We start from the raw sequence: 25,426 nt of genomic DNA on the forward strand, positions 1-25,426 counted from the left end.
TAATTAGTTCCTTAATACTTTTCCGCCTTTTAAAATAGACTGGATACGTTCGAGCGTTTTACGCTCCGCACACAGCTGTAAAAAAGCTTCACGCTCCAAATTCAGCAGATAATCTTCGCTTACCAGTGTTGGCTGCGAGAGGTCGGCACCGGAGAGTACATAAGCCAGCTTTTGAGAGATCTTTACATCGTGCTCGCTAATGTAATTGCCGCTAAGCATAGAATTGGCACCCACATAGCCCAGGCCAAGCGCCTGTTTACCAAGCACACGTATATCCGTACGTTTAACGGGCTGCACATATCCTTCTTCGGCCATTAACAGGCATTGCTTTTTAGCTTCTGCTAATACCCTGTTGCGGGATACTACTACCATATCGCGACCTTTTTTAAGGTAGCCAAGTTCAAACGCTTCGTATGCCGAAGTAGAAACTTTGGCCTGACCAATGGTGAGGAACCTGTCCCTAAAGTTATTTAATTCTATATCGCCTTCCTGTAACTCGTCCGACAGGCGCAGGGCAAATTCTTTGGTGCCGCCACCGCCGGGGATAAGCCCAACGCCAAACTCCACAAGGCCCATATATAGCTCGGCATGTGCCACCACTTTATCGGCATGCAGGCATAGCTCGCAACCGCCACCCAAAGCCATTTGATGCGGCGCTGCAATAACGGGAATGGATGAATACCTGATGCGCATTATAGTATTTTGAAATGCTTTGATCACCATATTCAGCTCGTCAAACTCTTGCTCAACGGCCATCATAAATATCATACCCACATTGGCACCCGCGCTAAAGTTGGCGCCTTCGTTAGATATTACAAGGCCTTTGTAGCTTTGTTCGGCAAGGGTGATGGCCTTGTTGATACCCTCTATTACCTCGCCGCCAATGGTGTTCATTTTAGTATGGAACTCGAGGTTAATAATGCCATCGCCAATATCAGTAATGGTAGTACCGCTATTTTTCCATATGGTATTGGTAGTACGGACGTTATCTAACTGGATAAAATCTTCAGTACCGGGGATGATCTTATACGATTTTGACGCAATGTCGTAATACAGGCGCTTACCATTCTCCACCTTATAAAAGCTTGCCGCACCACTCTGCAGCATATCGTAAACCCACTGCGCGGGTTTATAGCCTTCGGCTTCTATAGCTTTAACAGTATCTTCTACCCCCAGGGCATCCCATTTTTCAAACGGGCCCGTTTCCCAGCCAAAACCGGCATTCATGGCAGCATCTATCTTATAAAGCTGATCAGAAATTTCGGGGATGCGATTGCTTGCATATGCGAATAGCTGGTAAAATATAGCCCGGTAAAAATCGCCGGCTTTATCTTGAGCGGCAAACAGCACTTTCATGCGGTCGCTTAGTTTGTCAATTGTTTTGGTAGTTTCAAGCGATGGGAACTTTACCTTTTGCGATGACTTGTACTCCAGTGTTTTAAGGTCGAGGGCATAAAATTGGTTAACACCATCAACCTTTTCCTTTTTATAAAAACCCTGGCCGCTTTTACTTCCCAGCCAGTTATTTGCAACCATTTTACTTACAAATCCCGGAACCACGAACAAGTCTTTCGCTTCATCATCGGGTACATTCGCGCTTAGCCCATTGGCTACGTGTACCATGGTATCTATACCAACCACATCGCTTGTGCGGAACGTGGCCGATTTAGGGTGCCCTATTACCGGCCCGGTAAGCTTATCTATCTCTTCTACACTGATGCCTGTTTTATCCGCGTAATGCAGGATGCTCATGATGCTGAAAACCCCTATTCGGTTGCCTATAAAGGCGGGCGTATCTTTTGCAAGCACAGTGGTTTTACCCAGAAACTTTTCTCCATAGCTCAGCAAAAAGTCGGTTACTTCGGGCAAAGTATCTGCCGTTGGGATAACTTCAAATAGTTTTAAATAGCGTGGTGGGTTAAAAAAATGGCTTCCGCAAAAGTGCTTCTTAAAGTCGTCGCTGCGGCCTTCGGCCATTAAATGAATGGGAATGCCCGAGGTGTTGGACGTAATAAGCGTACCCTGCTTGCGAAATTTTTCTACATTTTCAAATACCGTTTGTTTAATATCCAAACGCTCTACAACCACCTCTATTACCCAGTCGCAATCGGCAATTTTGGGCATGTCATCCTCAAAATTCCCGGTATTTATCCTCTGCGCAAACGATTTTAAATATATAGGAGAAGGTGACGATTTTAAAGCCGCTGCAAGCGCGTCGTCTACCAGCTTATTTCTTGATCTTTTATCGGCAGCCGCGTCTTTAGGTACAATATCAAGCAACAACACCTGTACACCAATGTTTGCAAAGTGGCAGGCTATCCTGCTACCCATTACACCGGAGCCAAGTACAGCAACTTTTTTAATTATTCGTTTTGCACTCATTATGCTATACTTAATTTTAAAGTTATTTAATTATTCGGCCCTTGTAAACGTGGTGGTACGGCCAAACATAGATATACCAATATACCCTCTTATATCAAGCGTTTTGCCTTTATAGGTCATTTTACAGCTATAGGTTTTACCGTTATTGGGGTCGTAAATGGTACCGCCTGTGTATTTGTTATCGCCATCTTTTTCGAAGCCGTTTAACACCGGCAGACCAAGCCTTGGCCTGCTGCGCAGCTTTTCATCGCTGTTTAATTCATCTACCTTGGGTTTACCGTTTTTTAAAGGCTCCTTTAACCACACCACCTTTCCGTAAAACTTGCCATCGGCAGCTTTGGTTATTTCTACTTTTCCGGTTTTTTCGTGATTATACCACAGGCCTTCTATCTGGTCTTTATGGTTTTGCGCCTTTGCCGCAAAGCTAATCGAAGCCACTGTAAGCAGCATTATTGTTAAACGGGTTAAATACTTACTAAATACAAGCATGGTTAAGATGTTAAACCGGCAGATAAGTGATCTTTAAATTACTTGTAAAGCATAGCAACATGAGTTACTGCGCTGTAACTGTTAAAAAATTAAAAGAAAGCTCAACCGCAGGCGGTGAATAATTGGTTGGTTTGTATATCAAATATCAACAATCCGCAGCTATAATAAAGGGCTATATCTCGGAATGATTTGTCAAAAGTTCGGTTATTGCAAAAAGCCCGTACTTAAACGCTTTTTAATTCGGTTACGGTATCTATATATTGCTCCATCGCGGTATCAGCACCCATACCACTCAGGCCCTTCCATGCATCGTGTTTGGCTTTATTAACAAAATCGAACATTCCGGGTGCCGGTGTATCGGCAGGCATATCCCCGGCTGTCGCCTGTTTATACAGGCTGTATAACTTTAATAACGTGTCGTTATCGGGCCTTTTTGTAAGTTGTTTACTATCGGCCACAGCTGCTTCAAATTTTTCTGTTAAACTCATAAGTGTATAATGGTATTAAATGTACTATTCTTTTTCTTTGGCTATGTCTTCTACGTAATCATCGGTTAGTGGGGCATTTAAAAACATACCTTCAAGCTTTGGCGGCAAGAGGGTAAGCTTGCGTTTATCCATATCTATCCAGGCCCCATCCGCGTTAATTATAGCCGCCTTTACACCGTCTGCCCGGTAAATTTCATGACGGATAGACCACCTCGAACCATCGGCCCTTGAACGGCTAACCGCGCAGGTGACCTTAATAACATCGCCTAAGCCCACCTCGCGCAGGTAAAACAACTCTTCTTTAAAAAGTACGGGGCCAACCTTAAATTCAAAAAGCCTGGCAGGGCTAAGCCCTACCAAACCCAACATATTTAAACGCGACTGTGCGGCAACATCGGCGTAGGCCGAGTGCCGCATGTGCTGGTTCGCATCAATCTGCGACCACAACACCTGGCCTTCGTAAAATACATTTACCATATTAGTGTTGTTGAGATTTAAATTTCCGTACCGCTTCAGTAAGGCGCGGCAACACTTCCATTACATCGCCAACAACGCCATAATTAGCGGCCTTAAAAAATGGCGCTTCGGGGTCTTTATTAATCACAACAATTGTTTTAGACCCGCTTACACCGGCCAAGTGCTGAATTGCACCGGAAATACCCGCCGCGATATAAAGGTGAGGGCGAATGGTACCGCCGGTTTGGCCAACATGCTCGTGATGCGGCCTCCAGTGTGCATCTGCCACCGGGCGCGAACAAGCCGTTGCGGCGCCAAGCTCTTTGGCCAGGTCTTCTATCAGCCCCCAATTTTCGGGGCCTTTTAACCCACGCCCGCCGGATACTACCAGCTCCGCGTCAGACAGTGGGATCTCGCCGGTTATCTTATCAACAGATACCACTTTTACACCAAAATCCTTATCTTCAAAACTTACGTCTAACTTTTCTATGGCGGCGGTGCCCTCGGTTTTTACTAACGGGAAAGTATTGGGTATTAACATAACTACTTTTATGTCGCTTGTTACATTTACAAAAGCGAAAGCTTTACCCGAAAAGGCTGATTTTTTAACTACAAAGCCCTTATCGGTATCTGGCAAGGATAATGCGCCCGAAACTAAGCCTGCTTTTAACACTACTGCTACACGTGGCGCAATGGCACGGCCATTTACGTCATGCAGGGTTACAATTACAGCGCTGTTTTCCTGCTTGGCAGCGGTTACTAATATGCGGGCAAATGCACGGTGCTGCGATGAGTTTATCTTATAGTTGGTTACATGCAATACTTTATCTGCACCATAATTTCCCAGGGCCTGCATTTCGCTTTCAGCAACGTTACCTGCAACTACCGCAGCTGTGGTTGTACCTGTTTTTTTTGCGATAACCGAAGCGTATTGTACAGCTTCGAAACTCTTTTTTTTAATGATACCTTCTGTATGTTCTACTAAAACAATTACTGACATTTCTTTTAACGGTTAGGGTTAATTAAATAACTTTAGCTTCTGCATGTAACAGGTTTACCAATTCGTCCATCTGGTCGGGTGCAATCATCTTCACTCCCGATTTAGCAGCCGGCAATTCATAATATGCCACATTAGTTACTGATGAGATAGCTTCTGGCGTAATGGTTTTCAACGGCTTGGTACGTGCCGCCATAATGCCCCGCATATTGGGGATGCGGGCCTCGGCAACACCTTTCTGGCAGGATATCACCACAGGCAGGTTTACGCTGTCGGTTTCTTCACCTCCGTCTATTTCCCGTTTTATAGTTACTGCTTGGCCATCCGGTTTAATATCCGCCGCAAAACCCACAAAATCAACATCAAGCAATTCGGCCAGCATAGGGCCGACCGCGCCATTGGCGTAATCAATAGATTCTTTACCGCAAAGTAACAGGTCATAGTTTTCGTTTTTCGCGTATCCGGCAATGTAATTGGCAGTAACAAAAGCGTCGTTACTATCGGCATCTATCCTAATAGCTTCATCGCCGCCAAGGGCAAGCGCTTTTCTAATAACAGGTTCGGTATTGGCACGCCCTACGGTAATAAGATGCACGACATCGGCAATGCCCGCTTCCTTTAATTCTAAAGCGCGTATAAGCGCGTACCATTCATCATAAGGGTTAATAATATAGGTAACACCACTCTCTTCAATAGCGGTATTATTGTTTTTTAATACAACTTTGGTAACCGTATCAGGCACCTGGCTAATACAAACTAATACTTTCATTTAAATAGGTTTATTGGTAGCGTATGCCCCGGGAAGAAGGACCTTCCGGACAGGGCAACCATTTCGAAAGTCAAATTTATAGCGTATTACATGCCAAAAAAGGGCCGTATTGCGGATATATTAGTCAAAAAATCGGGATGAGATGTTAACCAAGCGGTAAGTTTGCCGAGTACACAGGTTAGCTATTGGTTTTAAGCCGGTATTCTGAGGGGGATAAACCTGTTTGCTTTTTAAAGTATTTGCCAAACGATGATTGATCGGGGAAATGTATTTGCTCGGCTATTTGGGCTACACTTATTTCATAATTTCTTAAAAGCACCTTTGCTTCTAAAATAACAGCGTCATCTATCCATTCGCCCGCGGTTTTACCTGTTACTTCTTTAATGCTTTCTGTTAAATGTTTGGGAGAGATGCATAACTCATCGGCATAAAACTGTACGTTACGGTGCTTCTTATAATGATGGAATACCAAGTCCTGGAAAAGTATATTTAGCTCTTGTTTGCGTGTTTGCTTGTTTTTAATAATTACATTTAAATACTCGTAGACGGCCGCTACCTCATATAAAAGTATGGATAGCATGCTCCGGCAAATTTCTGTACGGTATGGGGTATCTTCGCGCAGTAGTTTGTTTTGAATAAGCACAAACACTTCTAAAATGTATTTCGCCTTTTCATGATCGGGATAAATAACCGGGATTGAGGAACTTTTAAAATAGCTAAAGGATTCTATAAAATGGCTGTTAATATTATTTTCTGTTAAAAACGATTTAGAGAACACCACAAAACGGCATAAAAAGTCTTCGCTGCTGTCATATATCCTTAAAACATGAAAAGGCGTGGCCAGCAGCATAGCATCGGGGCGTGCATCATATACCTGCAGGTTAACTTCTACTTTGGCTGTTCCTCGTGTACATATCCCAATAATATAGCCTGCAGACCGATACGGATATTCGCTTAGTGCCAGGAGATGCTTTTCTTCTGTAACAAAAAAATCAGCCCCTATAGAATTATCTGCATACAGGTCTACAAACTTAGGGAAACTCAACTGGGCTATTTTTTTTGACATAAATGTTAAAGTGGTGCAAAATTTGTTCTGGTTAAACTGTAACAAAATTGCATTAATTGGCAATTTGCTTAAAACGCGGTTAAAATCCAATAAATACGTATAGTAATCGAAACTCCGACTTTTTGACTAATATATCCGCAATTCAACCCTTTTTTTAGTTTATAAGCCGGTTACTTTTATGAAAGCGTTATTTTCGCGACCAATTATAAGCAACCAAGGCTTAACCTTTAATTTTTATTTATGAGAAAAGTAATACTATTACTTCTGGCATGCCTGCCCGTAATGGCATTCGCGCAAGGTTTTCAGGTAAACCTGCATGGGCAAAAACAAATTGGCATGGGCCACACAGGTACAGGGCTATTACAGGATGGCGCATCCGTTCTATTTAACCCGGGCGCGCTTGCCATGCTGCCTGAAAATTACATTCAGGCCGGGATAAGCCCTCTAATTTTCAAATCCGGCTTTAACCCAACCGGTACCACAGCCAGCTACTACACCAAAAGCAAACTGGCTACCCCTTTTACCTTTTATGGTGTTTGGGGCCCCAAACAAAGCAAATTCAAATTTGGCCTTGGCGTGTACACCCCATTTGGCGGCTTAACAGACTGGGGTAACGATTGGCAGGGAAAATACGCTTTAGAAAGTTTAGACCTTAAAGCCATTTACATACAGCCTACTATAAGTTATAAGCTTACCAACTATTTAAGCATAGGCGGTGGTTTTGTTTATAACCACGGCATTGTAGATCTTAAGAGGGCCATTCCGCTTGCAGATGCCAGCGGTGCTGATGGGCAGGCCCAATTAAACGGAAGCGGCCATGGTTTAGGTTGGAATGCCGGCGCGTTTATTAAAGCCAGTGATAAATTTACTATCGGTTTAAATTACCGCTCGCAGGTAAATACTACTATCAAAAATGGCGACGCGATATTTAAAGTGGCAAAATCGATGGAGGCCAACTTCCCGCAACCTAATACATTCACCGCGAGTTTGCCGCTGCCTTCAACAAGTTCTGTCGGTTTTGGATATACGCCTAACAACAAATGGACACTGGCCTTAGATGTAAATTACGTACACTGGAGTGTATATAAAGTACTTTCGTTTGATTATGGTACCAACACATCTTTACTACAGGATACTCACTCGCCCCGAAACTATAAAAACGGCGCTGCCTTTAGGGCCGGCGCGCAATACAAAGCTAAAGATAACCTTTTCTTAAGGTTTGGTGGAGGTTACGGCATTACGCCCGTGCGCGACGGATATGTTACACCCGAAGCACCTGATGCAAACCGTTATTACCTTACAGGCGGTTTAGGCTATAGTATCACCAAGCACCTCGATCTGGATCTTTCTTTCGAATACGAAAGAGTACTTGCACGTACGCAAACAAATATCGAATCTAACCTGTCGGGCACATTCAAAACAAACGTTTACATCCCCGGTATCTCATTAGCTTATCACTGGTAGTACCTAACCATTAAATCAGATGAAAAATTTAAAACTATATTTTACCATACTGCTGGTGGCAAGCCTTGCTGCCTGCAAGCCTTCGTTCGAGAAACCGCAGTCGAACACAAGCATTGCAGATTTCTCTAAATATATTTCTCTAGGAAACTCCCTTACCGCGGGTTATGCCGATGGCGGTTTATACCTCGAAGGGCAGCAAAACTCTTATCCGTCAATAATCGCCAAGCAAATGCAGATAGTTGGCGGCGGGAGCTTTACACAACCGCTATTTAGCGAAGCACAGGCAAATGGGTCGGGTTATTTAAAGCTGACAGGCTTTTCACAAACAGGATCGCCGATAACAGCTACCGAAACTAATAACACAGCCGTAACAGGCGTTACTAATATACCCGGCTTTGGCAATGTTACTACCTACAGCAAATACGCGGGTACCGAGCTTAACAATTATGGCGTACCAGGTATTAAACTTTTACATGTAACCTTAGCAAGTTATGGCAACCTAAACGGTTTTTATGAAAGGTTATTACCGGGTGCCGAGGGTACACACACCACATCCTATCTGGATTTTGCTACAAGCAAGCCGTTCACATTTTTTACCAACTGGCTTGGCAATAACGATGCATTGGGTTACGCCACATCCGGCGGTGCAGGCGACGTACTTACAGATAAGGCTACCTTTGCGGCTTTATACAATGGTGTAATGAATAAACTTACCGCCGCCGGGCAAAAAGGCGCGGTAGCAACCATACCTGATGTAACCGCGATACCTTACTTTAATACCGTTACTGTAGGCGCTATACTTGCTGGTGTGCAAAAAGCAAACCCAACGGTACAGGCACTGTATATCAACGCAAAATCAAACGCCGATGTTACTAATACCACATATGCCCCAAGAGTGGCTACGGCGCAAGATCTGGTAGTATTGACTTTCCCTACTGCTAAGATCGGCACACCTGTTTCTTCGCCTGCCGGGATGGTACCGTACGGGCTTACCCCTTACGCCCCTATAGAGAACCAGTATGTGCTTGATAATAACGAGGTAACCCTTACTAAAGATTATGTTAAGGCATATAACAGCACAATTGTATCTGTAGCAAATGCAAAAGGGATAGCTGTAAACGATATGTACACGTTTTTAAATGATATAAAGGCCCACGGATTACTTGTAGATGGTGTTAACCTAAACTCTAATTTTATCAGCGGCGGCCTTTTCTCTTTAGATGGCGTGCATTTAACCCCACGCGGATATGCTATTGTGGCTAACGAGTTTATAAAAGCTATTAATAAGCAATACAACTCAAAAATTCCATTGGCAAGCGTATCTGCCTATCGCAGCGTTAAGTTCCCATGATTAGAAGCGGCAAATTGCTTCAATACACAAAGGCCCTGTAAATATTTTATTTATAGGGCTTTTTTACAACCATATTTATCAACTTTTTATGACTCCTTCCTATGATTTTTATTGAACTTTATTGACTGATTGATGTTTAAATACCATGAATTTAAGTAATAAGAGCGTACTGTTAAAAGCAAATGCCTGCGTTATCGAAGGAGACAACGAGGGCTTTTTATTGTGGTGTACGGATGATGTAAAATGGGAATTTGTTGGGGATAAAACTTTAACGGGCAAAGAGGCTGTTAGGGAATATATGAACTTAACTTATGTGGAACCGCCTAAGTTTGACGTTGAAAATTTGATTGAGGCTGATGAATACGTCACCGCGATTGGTAAGATCAGCATGAAGGACGAAGAAGGTCAAATGAATGATTATGCCTATTGTGATGTATGGCGTTTCAGAGAAGGTAAGATGTGCGAACTGAGGGCATTCGTAATAAAATTATAACTACGCTGATGCATTGCATCACCTATACACTTAAGCGATAAAACCCTCCTGACGTGCAAATAAGGCACTTATTGTCTAATTAAAAATACATCAGTAGTTTATAAATTGTAAGTTTATACTTAACTATTCTGTGGCATACATTTTGGAATAGTATTACCGATGACAAACTTCAAAGCAAACGCCTCGGTAGTCTACACGGATAGGGATGGCAGGCAGATAGACACTTTCGTAATTTTTGATACCGATAAGGTAACAGGCTTAACTCATATAAATCATGAGAACCTCAGCGTCCCCGCGGATAGCCTGGTTCTACATTCTAAAACTGTTGGGGATTACCATATGCCGCTGGCAGATGCATTCAGTTTTGAAATGCTTAATAAGCTTAAGGCAAAGTACACTAAAATTGATTCGGAGCCAAAAACCCGCCCAATTGTAGTGGAAAAACAAAATGCCCCAATGTACGTATTAGCAAACGCGTCATAATACAGCGTCATCATAACTTAACACTTTTACAGGCAAACCGCCTGATTAATATACTTAAAGCCCCGGTAAACCGGGGCTTTTTTCATTAATGCGTTAAACAAAACAGGCACCTGGTACGGTGCCTGTTTAATATGATGGTTATAAGCGGTTACGCCAGATCAAACCTGTCCAGATTCATTACTTTTACCCATGCGGCTATAAAGTCTGCAACAAATTTTTCTTGCGCATCGGCACTACCATAAACTTCGGCAACGGCACGCAATTCCGAGTTTGAGCCAAATACAAGATCGGCACGGGTAGCGGTCCATTTAAACTCGCCGGTGCTTCTGTTTACACCTTCGTAAATTTCGCGGTTACCGGCAGCTTTCCAGGCGGTGCCCATATCAAGCAGGTTCACAAAAAAATCGTTGGTAAGCAGGCCCGGGCGCTGCGTAAAAACACCATGTTTTGAGCCATCAAAATTTGCACCCAATACGCGCAAACCGCCAACTAACACGGTTAACTCGGGCGCTGTAAGCGTAAGCAATTGTGCTTTATCTATCAATAAGGCCTCTGTTGCTGCCGGGCTTTTTGTATTGCGGTAGTTACGGAAGCCATCTGCTGCAGGCTCCAGGTAGGTCATTGCTTCCACATCTGTTTGCTCTTGCGAGGCATCCATACGGCCCGGTGCAAACGGTACAGCAACATTATGGCCTGCATCCTTAGCGGCTTTTTCAACCGCGGCGCTTCCTGCTAACACGATCAGATCGGCCAAAGAAATCCTCTTTCCGCTGTTATTAAATTCAACTTGTATACCCTCCAGCACATTCAGTACCTTTTGCAGCTGCGCAGGGTTGTTGGCTTGCCAATATTTTTGAGGGGCTAAACGAATGCGCGCACCATTAGCGCCACCGCGCTTATCAGACCCACGGAAGGTTGAGGCGGAAGCCCATGCTGTAGTAACCAATTCAGAAACGCTTAAGCCCGAGGCCAGCACTTTTGCTTTTAATGTAGCAATGTCCTCCTCACCAATTAATTCGTGGTCAACAGCCGGGATAGGATCTTGCCAAAGCAATACTTCCTGTGGTACATCGGGGCCAAGGTAACGTGCACGTGGGCCCATGTCACGGTGGGTTAGTTTAAACCATGCACGTGCAAAGGCATCACTAAACGCTTCATGGTCTTCTAAAAAGCGCCTTGATATTTTTTCATATACCGGATCTAACCTTAAAGCAAGGTCGGTAGTAAGCATGGTGGGTTTATGCTTCTTAGAACTATCATAAGCATCGGGGATAATATCACCTGCATTTTTTGCCACCCATTGGTGCGCGCCTCCGGGGCTTTTAGTAAGCTCCCACTCAAAACCAAAAAGGTTTTCAAAAAAGTTGTTGCTCCATTTGGTTGGGGTGGTTGTCCAGGTTACTTCCAGGCCGCTGGTTATGGTATCAGGCCCTTTGCCGGTTCCAAATTTATTGGCCCAGCCAAAGCCCTGTTGTTCTACATCGGCGGCTTCGGGTTCTTTGCCTACATTATCTGAAGGCGCGGCACCGTGTGTTTTACCAAAGCTATGCCCCCCTGCTATTAACGCAACGGTCTCTTCATCGTTCATAGCCATACGGCCAAAGGTATCACGAATGTCCCTTGCAGCGGCAATGGGGTCGGGGTTGCCATCAGGGCCTTCGGGGTTTACATAAATTAAACCCATATGCGCCGCAGCAAGCGGTTTCTCGAGGTTGCGGGAGTGTTTATTGCCATCGGCATCTTCGTCAGATACCAGCACACCACGATTAGCTACACCCGGCGATCCGTCTGCATAGCGCTTATCGTTACCAAGCCAGGTAGTTTCGGCACCCCAATAAACAGATTCATCTGCCTCCCAAACATCTGCCCGGCCACCGGCAAAACCAAATGTTTTAAAACCCATTGATTCAAGGGCAATGTTACCTGTAAGTATCATTAGGTCGGCCCATGAAATTTTACGGCCATACTTTTGTTTGATTGGCCAAAGCAACCTGCGCGCTTTATCAAGGCTAACGTTATCGGGCCAGCTGTTAAGCGGTGCAAAGCGCTGCAGGCCCGCGCCACCGCCGCCCCGCCCATCAGTAATACGGTAAGTACCTGCACTATGCCAGGCCATTCTTATAAATAAACCGCCATAATGCCCAAAATCTGCCGGCCACCAATCCTGTGAGTCGGTCATAAGCGCATGCAGGTCTTGCTTAACGGCTTCCAGATCGAGGCTGTTAAACTCTTTAGCATAATCAAAATCGCTGCCCATTGGATTTGATAATGATGAGTTTTGGCGCAATACCCCTAACTTTAACTGGTTGGGCCACCAATCGGTATTACGGGTGCCGCCTCCGGCAACATTCTCTTTCATGCCTCCGTTCAGGAACGGGCACTTACTGATGTCGTTTGATTCGTTTTCCATTTTTTAAGAAGATTTTTTATTAAAATTGGCTTAGATCACTTGATTGTGAAATATACGAATTTCATATGCTGATTTTAATGACCCCGGTTACTTTTAACAAAAAGATGATTAAACTATGTAACAACTAAATATCCGAATTATAACATCTACTTTTGCAGCCGCAAATGGCAAACAACGGGCAATCTTATATTTCTTATTTTACTGACGATGCAATTAAAGGCATACCGTTACCCGAAAAATTCACCTTTCCATTCTATTACAAGCCGCAGCCGCTAACCGAAATAGCCGTTGCCGAATTACAGCAATACCTACAAACCCAAACTGATCTGGATCATAATTTCGGGTTGGATGATAAATATAATGGACCTGTTATAGGCAAAATGTTTGGGGTATTGGTAGTGCAGGATAATGAAGGACAGTTAGGTTACCTGTCGGCCTTCTCCGGAAAGATGGCAGGCACGAATAGCCACTCCAGGTTTGTACCCCCTGTTTTTGATATGCTGTTAGAAGATAGCTTTTTTTTGAAGGGGCAAGATATCATCAACACCATAAACCAACAGGTAAAAAACATTGAGGCTGATGCAAATTATATCCGTATAAAACAGGAATTAGAACAGGCGGTCACCCTCTCACAGATAGAAATAACCGACTTAAAAAAACGCATAAAAAGCAATAAAAACGCCCGCAAACAACTTCGCGAAGCGCAAAAAGATCTTTTAAATGTACAGGACTATGAGGCATTTGAAGCAGATCTGATCAAACAAAGCCTGCGCGACAAGCATGAACTGAATGTACTATCTGCCAGGTGGGAAAAACATGTGGCAGAACTGCAATTGAGCATAGCTAAATTTGAGGATAAAATAGAAAGCTTAAAACAAGAGCGCAGGGAACGTTCTGCCGCGTTGCAGCAGCAGTTATTTGAACAATACGTTTTCTTGAATAAAGATAACAAGGAGAAAAGTTTACAAGACATCTTCAGCGCCACCGTTTTTGGCAAACCACCTGCGGCTGCCGGCGAATGTGCTACACCTAAACTATTACAATACGCTTTTAAGCATGGTTACAAACCGCTTGCCATGGCCGAGTTTTGGTGGGGCGCGGCACCCAAATCTGAAATACGGCAGCACAAGCATTTTTACCCTGCTTGCACAGGCAAATGCAAACCCATTTTGGCCCACATGCTGCAGGGCATGCCTGTAGACGACGATCCGCTTATAGACAACCCCACAGAAAGCGACGACATAGATATTGTTTACGAGGACGATTGCTTTGTATTAGTTAACAAACCCGTTGGGCTGCGATCTGTGCCTGGTGTTAACGTTCAGGATTCGGTGTTTAGTCGCCTAAAAACGAAGTTTGGCAATATTGAGCCATTAATTATTCACCGGCTTGATATGGGCACCTCGGGCTTGTTGGTTGTTGCCAAAACAAAAGATGCTCATAAATTTATACAAGCCCAGTTTTTAAAACGCACCGTTACCAAACGTTATACCGCGTTACTTTCTAAAGTTATTGCTAAAACCGAGGGTGAGATAAGCCTTCCCCTATGCCCCGATCTGCTGAACAGGCCAAGGCAACTGGTTTGTTTTGAAAACGGCAAAAAGGCTGTTACCAAATGGAAAGTAATTGGAAGGGATGAGCACACAACTAAGATCCATTTTTGGCCGTTTACCGGGCGCACCCATCAGCTAAGGATGCATTCAGCACACGAGCAGGGGCTTAACGCGCCTATTGTTGGCGATGATTTATATGGCACGGCCGCCGAAAGGCTCTACCTTCATGCAGCGTACCTTCAATTCATTCACCCTCAAACCAAACAATTGGTAAACTTTGAGATACCCGAAGATTTTTAGTAAAATTTCTTTCATGCTTACATTTTTAGCAAAATAGAATTATATTTTTGCATCCCATGGCAGAGATGAACCCGGTAATGCAACTGGCTTACGATTATTTAGAAAGCACCAATACCATCGTTTTTTTAACAGGCAAGGCAGGCACCGGTAAAACCACTTTTCTGCAGAACCTGCGGCAAACTTCTCAAAAAAAGCTCGCCGTAGTGGCCCCCACAGGCGTGGCTTCCATTAATGCCGGGGGAATGACCATTCACTCATTTTTTCAACTTGGGTTTGGGCCTATTATTCCATCGGGTACCGAAAGGCCTGAAATACATTTCAACACCGAAAAAAAAGACCTGCTTGCAAACCTCGAACTACTTGTTATTGACGAGGTAAGTATGGTGCGCCCCGATGTGCTGGACCAAATAGACCTTATACTGCGTAATATCAAAGGATCGCAGCACCCGTTTGGCGGGGTGCAACTGCTGCTCATTGGCGATCTTTCGCAACTTAGCCCAATTATTAAAGATGATGAATGGGCAATACTTAGGCCCTATTACAACACCCCCTACTTTTTTAGCAGCAGGGTTATGCAAAAAGCGCCATATGTACGCATAGAACTTAACCACGTTTTCAGGCAAAAAGAACAGGCCTTTGTTGATATTTTGAATGAGGTGCGTAACAACACCATCAGTCCCGAAAGCCTTGACATTTTAAACGGAAGGCATGTGCCCGGGTTTAAACCCACTGCCAACGAACCTTATATTACCCTTACAACCCATAACAGCATCGCCCAAAAAATAAACAGTGAATACCTGGAAGCCCTTAACGCCCGCGAGGTAGAATATACCGCTACCATAAGCGGCGATTTCCCGAGGGACGCCTACCCTACCGACGTTAGCCTGAAACTAAAAATTGGAGCGCAGGTGATGTTTGTAAAGAATGATACCTCGGCCGAAAAGCTGTATTACAATGGCAAAATAGGTACCGTCACCAACCTTGATGAGCAAACAGTATATGTACAGTGCGGTACTGATACTAAAGAAATTGCAGTTGAGGCGCTTGAGTGGACAAACATTAAATACCAGATGGAGGGAGATGAGATAAACGAAACTAACTCTGGTAGTTTCGCGCAGATCCCGCTGAAGCTGGCCTGGTCTATCACTATCCATAAAAGCCAGGGGCTAAGTTTCGATAAGGCTATAATAGATGTTTCTGAATCGTTTGCGCACGGGCAGGCGTATGTTGCACTAAGCCGTTGCCGCAGCCTTGCGGGCATGGTTTTACGTAACCCCATTACTGCACGCAACATTATTGGCGACCCGGCAGTCAGCCGCTTTAATGAGCAATCGGCACAGATAGCACCTGACGAAAAACGGCTCGAACACGACAGGTTCCTGTACCGGCAATACCTGTTGAGTGAGTTGTTTAACTTTGTTCCTTTGCAAACCAAGCTGAAGGAATTTACCAGCCTGCTGCCCGATCTTGAAAAAGACATCATTAGCGTTGCCGAAAAGTTTAACCGACAGCTGAACATTGAACGCAGCCGGCAAGCTTCGGCCTATTTTTTAGAGAAACTTACCGCCTCGGTAGAAACCTTACACAATAACCTGCCATTCCTGATAGACCGCTCCAAAGAAAAGGCCGCCAAAGCAGATGAGCTCATGATTTGGCTGATGAACAGGATAAGACTGTTGCAATACTTTTCGGCCAACCCGTTTGCAACGTCTGTTTACCTCGATCAGGTTAAAAATAAAGTGATCACGCACGAGCGAAATTACCTTAAAGCCTTGAACGCCATACCCAACGAAGAACTTTACAACGAGTTGCTTGCCTGGCGCGAAAGAACGGCTGCTCATCAAAAAGTAATGCCGGGCATGGTGTTCACCGAAAAAACATTAGCCGCTATTGCCGAAAAACTACCGGCAACACTAAAAAACCTGAGCGGGATTAAAGGTGTGGGGCCGCTAAAGGCTAACCAGCACGGGGCGGATATTATTACCCTTATCCGCATTTACCAGCAAGGGCCGGAAACCGAACAGGTGAGGTTGTTTTAGTGTTGCAAGCAGGTGCATTACAAATCAAATTGCCTATATTCGGATTAGATGAAGGCAGGGGCTTTAAAAATTGCGGCTATTTATGTTATTGCAGGTGTGCTGTGGATAACGCTTAGCGACAAGCTTTTGCTTGCCATGCAAAATCATTTCGACCTTGAATTTGTATTATTCCTTAGCAGTATAAAGGGCATAGGTTATGTATTGTTGACTGGTGTATTCCTTTATCAGCTTATAAAATTACATACCCGCCGCATCTCCGAAAGCGAACTACGCTACCGCAGTTATTTTGACGATAACCCCAGCCCTATGTGGATAATTGACCTGCGCACGCTGGCATTTACCGCGGTGAATGAAGCTGCTATAGTTTTTTACGGTTACAGCCGCGAGGAATTCCTTAATATGAATCTACTCAACCTGAGCGCTCCGCAAGACCTTGCCTCTGTGCACGCCGCAGTGCGCCATTTACAGCCCGGAATGAATGATAGCGGCACTTGGCAACAAATCAAAAAAGATGGCAACCTTATTAGCGTAACTATAACCGCACACCTCATACGCAAGCAAAAAAACGGCAATATTATGGCGATGGTTAAAGAAGTTTAGCTTTACTTATTGCCGTTAAAAATAATCTTGTGTAGATGCTACCAGCGTTGGGTTTATCATAACCGGATCCACTTCTAAACCGCTTGCCCAGAGTTCGGAATCAAACTTTTTAAAAGATGCCAGAGAAAGCAACACGTCATGCGCCGCATCATCTACAAATTGGTCTAAATGCATAAACGTTTTGCCATCAGGCAGCAGCCAGCAACTGCATTTAATGCCCGGTATGTTAAGCTGTTTTACCTCTAACATAATGGCTGCAATATTAGCGCTGTTTACCGGCGCGAATGCCGCGGTGGTGGTGTACTGTACTCTGTTTACCCTCATAGTTTTATAATTGATAAGTAAAGGTAAGGCCAGGTAACCAACATTAAAACCCTTATTTAAGACAAATCAGCGGGTGAATTGCGGCAAATGTTCGCCACACTTCCTCTCTTTATCCGCCCTGCATCATGCTCACCATAAATTGTAGCGCACCATCAGCGTGCAAGGCGTCAGTATTTTGGAGTGTAAAGCCGGCCATTTCTGATGCACGTTTCCTCATCTGGGTTTCGTATGATGCAATAGCTGATAACGTATCCGGATGGTAGTGGTTTAACAGATGGCGGCTTAATTCCAGCGCATCCAGCATAGCCATATTTACACCTTCGCCTGCGTAGGGCGGCATCAGGTGCGCGGCATCGCCAAGCATGGTAAGGTTGGGTTTAGCTTCCCAGGTTTGGTTAAGCGGCATACAGTATTGCGGGCGCGGGATAAAGTTGCCGGTAGTATTCTCAAAAAGTTCGTCCCAGGCATCATCCCATCCTTTATATTCCTGTTTAAACCAGGCAAGCACCTGCATCTTATCGCTAAAATCTATACCACATTCCTGCACCCAGTTTTCGTTGGTTTTAAAGCCGGGGTAATACACCAGGCTGCCATCTCCTTTAGAGCTTACTATAAGGCTTTTGCTATCATCCAGCGCGAATATTTTACCCCCATTAAGCAGTTTGTGCATATTTGGGGCATTTACTTCAGCGTTATAAACTGAAGCTTCTATAGCGGTTATCCCCACGAAGAACGGTTTAATATCCGTTAGATACGGGCGCAGCTTGGAGTTTGCGCCATCTGCCGCAATTACAATGTCGGCCGGTTCTGTCAGCCCGTTTTTAAACGCTATAGTCCAGCCTTCCCCATCGGGCGTTAGGGCTGCAAATTGCCTATCCCAAACTACGGTACCGGGCAATAAGGAGTCGAGCAATATTTTTTGCAAAGGCCCCCTGTCAATCTCGGGGCGCCAAAATTCATCATTGCGTTCGGCATCATCTTCATGCCATATTTTGGTATGCTTATCTACAATGCGCAACCTGTCTGCACCGGGGCGGTAGTTCTGCATAAAGGCATCCCATAAACCTGCGGCGCGAATGGCAGCCAGGCCCGACTCGTCGTGCAGGTCAAGCGTCGCGCCTTTTGGGCGGGCGTCTTTATCGGCATCGCGCTCATAAACCTTAACATTAAGGCCATTCATTTGTAAAAGCCTTGCCAACGTTAACCCACCCGGGCCGGCACCTATAATGGCTATATTTTTCGATCTGATATTGTTCATCTGATTATAGAAAGCTAATGTGCTTTCTATTAACAAAGACGAACGCCGGCATTTAATCTTTTAAAATACTTCAAAATATCGTCCGGATTGATCTAAGCAAAAAACCCCTAACTTACGTTAAGGGTTTTTGCTGTGTGAAAATATTAAAATTACTTAGTTGGTGCCAATACGCCATTAAGGCCATTCACTACACCGTTTGCGCCTACCAGGTCATATAAAATAACCTGTGCAGTATTACCGGCGGCATTTGCCAGTTGTAATTTTTTATCGGCAGTAACTGATAGCGTTAGGGTTTGCCCGTCAATAGTAGTTAAGGTAGCTTTACCTTTACCTGCGTTTAAAGCTTTTATAATATCCGCTTTTGCATATTTACCGGTTACCACATGCCCTTTAAGAATGGTGGCAAGTTTGGCAGGATCTTTTGCTAAGCTGTCTTGTTTGGCCTGTGGCAAGGCGCTAAACGCAGCATTATTTGGCGCGAATATAGTATATGGGCCGCCTGTTTTAAGAGTGGCATCAAGTCCGGCCGCTTTTACATCGGCAAGGGCGGTAGAATAATCCGCATTGCTGGCTAATGCGCCAACTACATCACTTGCGCCATCTGCAGGTGCCGTTGTTGTGGTAGTAGTGGTTGTTTTCTTGGTGGTATCCTGAACCTGTGCAAATACGTTGGTGGCTGTTAAACTTAAAACTAAAGCGCCAACCATTAAAATGGATCTTTTCATGCTAATCATGTTTGTAATTCAATTAATAATATTGGTTAAAGCGTATCAGTTTTTCTATATCGTAGTGTTTGTTTTAAGTGGATAACTGCCAACTATAACGCACAAAAAACGAAAATTGTTTAACAGGCAAGAAAAAACTGATGGCGTTTCTGTATAATTAGCACCGCAACCAGCTAAAAACCAAATACTTGTTATAACATTTTTTTAACGCTTTTTTTTAGTTTTTGCCAATGAATTTGTAGCCCCATGTTGCAATGGCATCTATAACCGGCACTAAACTCTGGCCGGTTTTGCTCAATTCGTAAGTTACATGCGGTGGCACCACCGGTTCAGATTTGCGTGTGACCAAATCATCGGCCTGTAACTGTTTCAAGTGTTGTATCAGCATCTTTTCGGTAATTGTAGGTATAGCCCTTTTTAGTTCGTTATAACGTTTGGGGCCGCTCATAAGCTGATATAATATAATGGGCTTCCAATGCCCGCCAATTTTGCTCATTACATAACTTACAGGGCAGGCGTTGATCGCCATTTCCTTATTCTCATTTCGGGTGGAGCTTTCTTTAATAGCTATCATAGATACATACTTTAGGGTAAGTACTTGTATAAAAGTAAGTGCAAATATACCTTTGTCATCAACAAAAACAAAAAATATAAACAATCATGAAAATCACATTAACAGGCTCATTGGGAAACATAAGTAAACCACTGGCAATTAAATTAGTACAAGCAGGACATACTGTAACACTTATTAGCAGCAGCGCAGATAAAACCGCCGAAATTGAAAAGCTTGGCGCTATACCTGCAATTGGTTCAGTAGACGACGTTAAATTTTTAACCAGGGCATTTACCGGCGCAGACGCCATTTATACGATGGTACCAAATAACTTCGCCGCCACCAACTATCGCGAGTTTATTGGCGGAATAGGTAAAAACTACGCCGAAGCTATCAGAGCCTCCGGCGTAAAAAAGGTTATTAATTTAAGCAGCATAGGCGCGCATATTAATGGTGGCACCGGCCCAATCTCCGGCATCCACGATTTGGAAGAAACCTACAAGCAATTGGAGGGGGTAGCTATCAAACATCTCCGTCCCGGCTTTTTCTACACCAATCTTTTAGGTAATATCGATATGATCAAACACCTGGGCTTTATCGGCTCCAACTATGGTGAACACGCCCGCCTGGTATTGGTGTACCCCGGTGATATTGCAGAAGTTGCCGCGCAGGAACTGGAAAGCGAATTTACAGGCACCAGCGTGCGCTACATTGCATCAGACGAGCGCACCACCGATGAGATAGCCGCTACGCTTGGCCGGGCCATTGGCAAACCAGATCTGAAATGGGTTAATTTTGACGATGAGCAGGCATTGCAAGGTTTGTTGCAGGCAGGGTTGCCGCCGGAAATTGCACGCAATTACGTAGAAATGGGGTCTGCAGTGCGTAAAGGCATTTTGTTTGAAGATTACGACAAACATATACCAACCCACAGCAAAACCAAACTGGATGAATTTGCCACCAACATATTCGCACGCGCTTACAAAGCTTAATTAATCCGCACAAAAATGCCCCGCTTGTAACTGGCGGGGCATTTTTGTATTCCAAATTATTTATTAAATCCGTCGGGCTGGAAATCCAGCGATACGGAGTTCATACAAAACCTTTTGTAGGTGGGCGCCGGGCCGTCATCAAATATATGCCCCAGGTGCGATTGGCAACGGGCACATAACACCTCGGTACGCTGCATACCAACAGAGTTATCCTGCTTATACAATACAGCGTTTTTGCGCGAAGGTTCATAAAAGCTGGGCCAGCCGCAATCGCTTGCAAACTTGGCATCAGAACGAAAAAGCTTGTTACCGCAAACGGCGCAAAAGTAAGTGCCCTTAGCGCTTTTGTTCCAAAACTGGCCGGTAAAAGGGCGCTCGGTAGCCTGTTCGCGGGCGGTGGCGTAAAGTGCCGGCGGCAATATCTTTTTCCACTGGGCATCAGTTACTTTCAATGGGCGGGTATCGGTATTAGAATAATACGGATTGTTCTCGTGGCCCTTATCGCTTTTAAGGTGCTGCGCAAATGTGCAAACGGCACTCAGCATAATCAGGGCGGTGATATATATGGCTTTCATTAGCTCTTTAATTTGTTTTTAAATACTTTTTTGAATTTGTCCAACTCCGGCTGTATCACATATTTACAATATGGGTTGCTGCCTTTGTTTTGGTTAAAATAATTCTGATGATAGTCTTCGGCTTTGTAAAAAGCCTTGTAAGGGCTAACCTGGGTAACAATTTTGCTTTTGTAGGCTTTTTCGGCATTTAGCTTACCAATGTAGTAATCGGCCTTTTGCTTTTGGGCGGCGTTATGGTAAAATATAGCCGAACGGTATTGCGTACCTACATCATTACCCTGTCGGTTAAGCTGGGTGGGATCATGCGCTACAAAAAATGCCTCAAGCAATTCGTCGTAAGTGATCTCCTTGGGGTCGTAAATAATATTACATGCCTCAGCGTGCCCTGTGGTACCTGTACAAACCTGCTTATACGTTGGGTTAGCTATGTTACCACCGCTAAAACCTGATACAACCTTTTTAACCCCCTTAAGTTGCTGAAACTTGGCTTCGGTACACCAAAAGCAGCCGGTGGCGAATGTGGCAGTATCTAATTTAATTTTATCTGCAACAGCTTTAGTCGGCGAACCTGCCATGGCGCTGAAACCCGCTAACAATAATAATACGATGTGGATGCTTATCTTCTTCATAAATAATTTAAATGTACACGCTTTACCGTGTTGCTTAACTAACGTAAAAAATGGTTGTAAGTATTTTCGATTTGCCTTAAAAAGTGCTACAAACCGTTACGTTGTTACAATTGTGATATGCACATGACAAATCAATTTTAAACATCACCAAAAAAAAATTCTCGTGTTTTACCTATAAAACAACCTATAATCATAAGTAAAAGGTATCAATTAATTATTAATACCATTTAATGAATAATTAAAGGTACATTTGTAACTATTTAAATCAATATAATGCAACAAGGAACAGTAAAATTTTTTAATGAAGAAAAGGGCTTTGGTTTCATCGTCCCTTCAAATGGTGGCAAAGAAGTGTTTGTTCACTCATCTGGTTTAGTTGACCGCATCCGCGAGAACGATACCGTAGAGTATGAAGTAGAAGAAGGCAAAAAAGGCCCCAACGCGGTAAAAGTTAAAGTAGCTTAATACACTATATTAATAATCGTGAAGCATCCGTTAACCATACGGATGCTTTTTATTTTTTTTGAGGGCATTTAAAACGCCCGACCCCCACGCTCTTTTAAAGTTATTTTATTATTTAATTGCCGGCTAACGTGCCGCATATCCCTATTAAATGAGACAACTTAAGATAAGTCAATCCATTACCAACCGCGAAACCCAATCGCTGGATAAATACTTAACAGAGATTGGTAAAGTAGACCTCATTAGCGCCCAGGAAGAAGTTATACTGGCACAAAAAATACGCGAAGGCGACCAGGCCGCTTTAGAGCGACTTACCAAAGCCAATCTTCGTTTTGTAGTGTCTGTAGCAAAACAATATCAAAACCAGGGCATTACCCTTGGCGATCTTATTAATGAAGGTAACCTTGGCCTTATTAAGGCAGCCCGCCGTTTCGACGAAACCAAAGGTTTTAAATTTATATCATACGCCGTTTGGTGGATCCGTCAATCTATTATCTCGGCCATATCAGACCAATCCCGTTCGGTACGTTTACCTTTGAACCAGATAGGTACGTTGAGCAAGATCCGCAAAACACAATCATCGCTTGAGCAACAGCTGGAACGCGAGGCAACGCCCGAAGAACTGGCCGAATGCCTGGAAACAACGGTCGAAAAAATTGCCGATTCGTTACGTAACTCTGGCCGGCAGGTATCTATGGACGCCCCTTTTCAACAGGGAGAAGAAGGTACCCTGCTTGATGTTATGCATAACGACGACCCTACCACCGATAGTGGTTTGATACACGATTCGTTAGCTACCGAACTTAGCCGTTCGCTATCAAAATTAGGTGAACGCGACCGCGAAGTACTGATGTTATTTTACGGACTTGGTGATAACCATACCCATACCTTAGAAGAAATAGGTGAAAAATTTGTGCTTACCCGCGAACGTGTTCGCCAGATAAAGGATAAAGCCCTGCAACGCATTAAACAATCATCGCGTAGCGGCGCGCTGCAATCATACTTGTAGCCGCCCAAACCGGCAGAATATAAACCGCTTTTAACACGTTTAAAGCGGTTTTTTTGTGGCCTGTTATTTGTGTAAATATGCATCATCAACACCGTGTAAATTTCCGATTCCGCATTAGTGTACACTATACACTTTGCGTATATTTACATAGTCATTTATAACGGTGACAAACAAAAAACTTAAGAAATGAGCGATCTTTCTAACCCGGCCCAGGTGGGGTACAACCCTGTAGGGGCAAAAAAAGTTGTGGTTATTGGGGGCGGTTTTGCCGGTGTAAACTTTGCACAAAACGTGGCGAAAAACAAAAACTACCAGGTTACTTTGGTAGATAAAAACAACTACAATTATTTCCCTCCCCTGCTTTACCAGGTATCAACCAGTTTCCTTGAACCATCAAGCATCAGCTACCCTTTCCGTAAATTGTTTCGCAAGGATAACATACGGTTCCGAATGGGTGAACCTGTGAAAGTTGACCCCGCATCTAAAATAGTTTACTTAAAAGATGGCGAGCTAACATATGATTACCTTGTGTTTGCATCCGGGGCTAAAACAAACTTTTTCGGGAACACCAATATCGAGCAGAATGCCATTCCCATGAAAAGTATTGATGATGGCCTGCGCATGCGTAACGCTTTACTGCAAACCCTCGAGCGTGCTACCATTACCAAAGACCCTGCAGAGCGCAAAAAACTGCTAACCATAGTAGTTGCGGGGGGCGGGCCAACCGGCGTGGAAGTATCAGGCATGTTGGCCGAAATGAAGAAGTATATCTTCGCCAAAGATTACCCTGAACTGATTAACCAACCCGGCGGCATATACATAGTTGACGGTGGCTCGGAACTGCTTGGCGCCATGAGCGAGAAAACGCATCAGGAAGCCTATAAAGTACTTACCGGGCTTGGTGTTAAGGTAAAGCTTAACCTGCATGTTAACGATTTTGTTGACGGCAAGATACTGCTATCTAACGGCGAGGTGATAGAATCTAATACCCTTATTTGGGCGGCGGGTATAACCGCAAACACTTTTGAGGGCATCCCTGTAACCAGCCTTGGCATTGGCAGGCGCATGATAACCGATGAGCATAACAAGGTACAAGGTTTAGAGGATGTATATGCTATAGGCGATGCATCCATTCAAACTACTGATGGCGCCTACCCTAAGGGGCACCCGCAAATTGCACAGGTTGCCATACAGCAGGGCAAAACCCTTGCAGCTAATTTTATAGCTATGGCCAAAGCCAGGCCACTAAAACCTTTCAAATATTTTGATAAGGGCGATATGGCTATTATTGGCCGCAACAGCGCAGTGGTAGACTTATTTAAACACAAAGTGCACTTTGGCGGAATTATAGCGCTATTTATGTGGCTGTTCATCCACCTTATTTCACTGGTTAATTATCGTAATAAATTACGTACGCTTTATAACTGGGCGGTAGCCTATCTAAGCCGCGATCAATCTTTCAGGATGATATTTAAATCGGGCGTGTAAACCTATCTTCTTAAATAAAATTGAAATAACATTGCGCTCCCTAAGATAAACCCTCGCGGCTCATCTTAGGG

Annotated in this window: 25 protein-coding genes; 11 read left to right on the top strand and 14 right to left on the bottom strand. The window is 44.1% G+C overall.

Annotated elements, in window-relative coordinates; all coding sequences use genetic code 11:
• Positions 1–3 precede the first annotated feature (3 nt).
• From ACFQZI_RS18860 to ACFQZI_RS18890, 7 genes are all read right to left on the bottom strand, one after another.
• Complete coding sequence (locus ACFQZI_RS18860; RefSeq protein WP_377145279.1) at positions 4–2,382, bottom strand: 3-hydroxyacyl-CoA dehydrogenase/enoyl-CoA hydratase family protein; 2,379 nt, start codon at positions 2,380–2,382, stop codon at positions 4–6.
• 30 nt (positions 2,383–2,412) lie between these two features.
• Positions 2,413–2,871 carry a DUF2147 domain-containing protein gene (locus ACFQZI_RS18865; RefSeq protein ID WP_377145281.1) on the bottom strand — a complete coding sequence of 153 codons (459 nt, stop codon included), beginning with the start codon at positions 2,869–2,871 and terminating at the stop codon, positions 2,413–2,415.
• Between the two features lie 224 nt (positions 2,872–3,095).
• Positions 3,096–3,359 (bottom strand): acyl-CoA-binding protein, encoded by a 264-nt coding sequence (locus ACFQZI_RS18870; RefSeq protein WP_377145283.1) that lies wholly within the window; start codon positions 3,357–3,359, stop codon positions 3,096–3,098.
• A gap of 24 nt (positions 3,360–3,383) precedes the next feature.
• Positions 3,384–3,836, bottom strand: coding sequence for an acyl-CoA thioesterase (locus ACFQZI_RS18875; protein WP_377145284.1), 453 nt, complete (start codon positions 3,834–3,836; stop codon positions 3,384–3,386).
• Position 3,837: 1 nt separating this feature from the next.
• Positions 3,838–4,815 carry an electron transfer flavoprotein subunit alpha/FixB family protein gene (locus ACFQZI_RS18880; protein WP_377145286.1) on the bottom strand — a complete coding sequence of 326 codons (978 nt, stop codon included), beginning with the start codon at positions 4,813–4,815 and terminating at the stop codon, positions 3,838–3,840.
• A 22-nt stretch (positions 4,816–4,837) separates the two neighbouring features.
• The gene (locus ACFQZI_RS18885; protein WP_377145287.1) at positions 4,838–5,581 is read right to left on the bottom strand and encodes an electron transfer flavoprotein subunit beta/FixA family protein; all 744 of its coding nucleotides are present in this window, start codon (positions 5,579–5,581) and stop codon (positions 4,838–4,840) included.
• Between the two features lie 178 nt (positions 5,582–5,759).
• The gene (locus ACFQZI_RS18890) at positions 5,760–6,647 is read right to left on the bottom strand and encodes a helix-turn-helix domain-containing protein (RefSeq protein WP_377145289.1); all 888 of its coding nucleotides are present in this window, start codon (positions 6,645–6,647) and stop codon (positions 5,760–5,762) included.
• A gap of 240 nt (positions 6,648–6,887) precedes the next feature.
• On the opposite strand from ACFQZI_RS18890, the gene ACFQZI_RS18895 reads away from it, so the two are divergent.
• From ACFQZI_RS18895 to ACFQZI_RS18910, 4 genes are all read left to right on the top strand, one after another.
• Positions 6,888–8,111 (top strand): OmpP1/FadL family transporter, encoded by a 1,224-nt coding sequence (locus ACFQZI_RS18895; protein WP_377145291.1) that lies wholly within the window; start codon positions 6,888–6,890, stop codon positions 8,109–8,111.
• Between the two features lie 19 nt (positions 8,112–8,130).
• Positions 8,131–9,462, top strand: a complete 1,332-nt coding sequence (locus ACFQZI_RS18900) for a G-D-S-L family lipolytic protein (RefSeq protein ID WP_377145292.1) — start codon at positions 8,131–8,133, stop codon at positions 9,460–9,462.
• A gap of 145 nt (positions 9,463–9,607) precedes the next feature.
• Entirely contained in the window at positions 9,608–9,955 is a 348-nt protein-coding gene (locus tag ACFQZI_RS18905; RefSeq protein WP_377145294.1) for a nuclear transport factor 2 family protein, read from the top strand.
• A gap of 159 nt (positions 9,956–10,114) precedes the next feature.
• Complete coding sequence (locus ACFQZI_RS18910) at positions 10,115–10,438, top strand: hypothetical protein (protein WP_377145296.1); 324 nt, start codon at positions 10,115–10,117, stop codon at positions 10,436–10,438.
• Positions 10,439–10,586: 148 nt separating this feature from the next.
• Here the strand turns inward: ACFQZI_RS18910 and katG are convergent, their stop codons facing one another.
• Positions 10,587–12,848 (bottom strand): catalase/peroxidase HPI, encoded by a 2,262-nt coding sequence (katG, locus tag ACFQZI_RS18915; RefSeq protein WP_377145298.1) that lies wholly within the window; start codon positions 12,846–12,848, stop codon positions 10,587–10,589.
• A 164-nt stretch (positions 12,849–13,012) separates the two neighbouring features.
• On the opposite strand from katG, the gene ACFQZI_RS18920 reads away from it, so the two are divergent.
• The 3 genes from ACFQZI_RS18920 to ACFQZI_RS18930 are packed head-to-tail and all read left to right on the top strand — an operon-like array spanning position 13,013 to position 17,340.
• Positions 13,013–14,701 (top strand): RluA family pseudouridine synthase, encoded by a 1,689-nt coding sequence (locus ACFQZI_RS18920; RefSeq protein ID WP_377145300.1) that lies wholly within the window; start codon positions 13,013–13,015, stop codon positions 14,699–14,701.
• 56 nt (positions 14,702–14,757) lie between these two features.
• Positions 14,758–16,740 (top strand): HRDC domain-containing protein, encoded by a 1,983-nt coding sequence (locus ACFQZI_RS18925; protein ID WP_377145302.1) that lies wholly within the window; start codon positions 14,758–14,760, stop codon positions 16,738–16,740.
• A 48-nt stretch (positions 16,741–16,788) separates the two neighbouring features.
• Positions 16,789–17,340: a PAS domain S-box protein gene (locus ACFQZI_RS18930; protein ID WP_377145304.1), complete on the top strand. Its 552-nt coding sequence runs from the start codon at positions 16,789–16,791 to the stop codon at positions 17,338–17,340.
• 15 nt (positions 17,341–17,355) lie between these two features.
• On the opposite strand, the gene ACFQZI_RS18935 is transcribed toward ACFQZI_RS18930, so the two are convergent.
• From ACFQZI_RS18935 to ACFQZI_RS18950, 4 genes are all read right to left on the bottom strand, one after another.
• Positions 17,356–17,664 carry a hypothetical protein gene (locus ACFQZI_RS18935; RefSeq protein WP_377145305.1) on the bottom strand — a complete coding sequence of 103 codons (309 nt, stop codon included), beginning with the start codon at positions 17,662–17,664 and terminating at the stop codon, positions 17,356–17,358.
• Between the two features lie 109 nt (positions 17,665–17,773).
• The gene (locus tag ACFQZI_RS18940) at positions 17,774–18,922 is read right to left on the bottom strand and encodes an FAD-dependent oxidoreductase (RefSeq protein WP_377145307.1); all 1,149 of its coding nucleotides are present in this window, start codon (positions 18,920–18,922) and stop codon (positions 17,774–17,776) included.
• Between the two features lie 149 nt (positions 18,923–19,071).
• Positions 19,072–19,647 (bottom strand): fasciclin domain-containing protein, encoded by a 576-nt coding sequence (locus ACFQZI_RS18945; RefSeq protein ID WP_377145309.1) that lies wholly within the window; start codon positions 19,645–19,647, stop codon positions 19,072–19,074.
• 217 nt (positions 19,648–19,864) lie between these two features.
• Positions 19,865–20,305 carry a winged helix-turn-helix transcriptional regulator gene (locus tag ACFQZI_RS18950; protein ID WP_377145311.1) on the bottom strand — a complete coding sequence of 147 codons (441 nt, stop codon included), beginning with the start codon at positions 20,303–20,305 and terminating at the stop codon, positions 19,865–19,867.
• A 2-nt stretch (positions 20,306–20,307) separates the two neighbouring features.
• Here ACFQZI_RS18950 and ACFQZI_RS18955 point away from each other — a divergent pair, with 2 nt between their 5' ends.
• Entirely contained in the window at positions 20,308–21,192 is an 885-nt protein-coding gene (locus ACFQZI_RS18955) for an NAD(P)H-binding protein (protein ID WP_377145313.1), read from the top strand.
• Between the two features lie 56 nt (positions 21,193–21,248).
• Here ACFQZI_RS18955 and msrB read toward each other — a convergent pair whose 3' ends face one another.
• The gene (gene msrB, locus ACFQZI_RS18960) at positions 21,249–21,767 is read right to left on the bottom strand and encodes a peptide-methionine (R)-S-oxide reductase MsrB (protein WP_377145314.1); all 519 of its coding nucleotides are present in this window, start codon (positions 21,765–21,767) and stop codon (positions 21,249–21,251) included.
• Positions 21,767–22,396 carry a peptide-methionine (S)-S-oxide reductase MsrA gene (msrA, locus tag ACFQZI_RS18965; RefSeq protein ID WP_377145316.1) on the bottom strand — a complete coding sequence of 210 codons (630 nt, stop codon included), beginning with the start codon at positions 22,394–22,396 and terminating at the stop codon, positions 21,767–21,769. Before msrA ends, msrB begins: the two co-directional genes overlap by 1 nt.
• 273 nt (positions 22,397–22,669) lie before the next feature.
• Between msrA and ACFQZI_RS18970 the strand changes: the two genes are divergently transcribed.
• From ACFQZI_RS18970 to ACFQZI_RS18980, 3 genes are all read left to right on the top strand, one after another.
• Positions 22,670–22,861 carry a cold-shock protein gene (locus ACFQZI_RS18970; protein ID WP_377145317.1) on the top strand — a complete coding sequence of 64 codons (192 nt, stop codon included), beginning with the start codon at positions 22,670–22,672 and terminating at the stop codon, positions 22,859–22,861.
• A gap of 148 nt (positions 22,862–23,009) precedes the next feature.
• Entirely contained in the window at positions 23,010–23,867 is an 858-nt protein-coding gene (locus tag ACFQZI_RS18975) for a sigma-70 family RNA polymerase sigma factor (RefSeq protein ID WP_377145318.1), read from the top strand.
• Positions 23,868–24,053: 186 nt separating this feature from the next.
• On the top strand, positions 24,054–25,355 hold the full coding sequence (locus ACFQZI_RS18980; protein ID WP_377145320.1) for an NAD(P)/FAD-dependent oxidoreductase: 1,302 nt from the start codon (positions 24,054–24,056) through the stop codon (positions 25,353–25,355).
• Positions 25,356–25,426 lie beyond the last annotated feature (71 nt).

Origin of the sequence: Mucilaginibacter lutimaris, assembly GCF_042676625.1 — a bacterium.
Taxonomy (GTDB): Bacteria; Bacteroidota; Bacteroidia; order Sphingobacteriales; family Sphingobacteriaceae; genus Mucilaginibacter; species Mucilaginibacter lutimaris.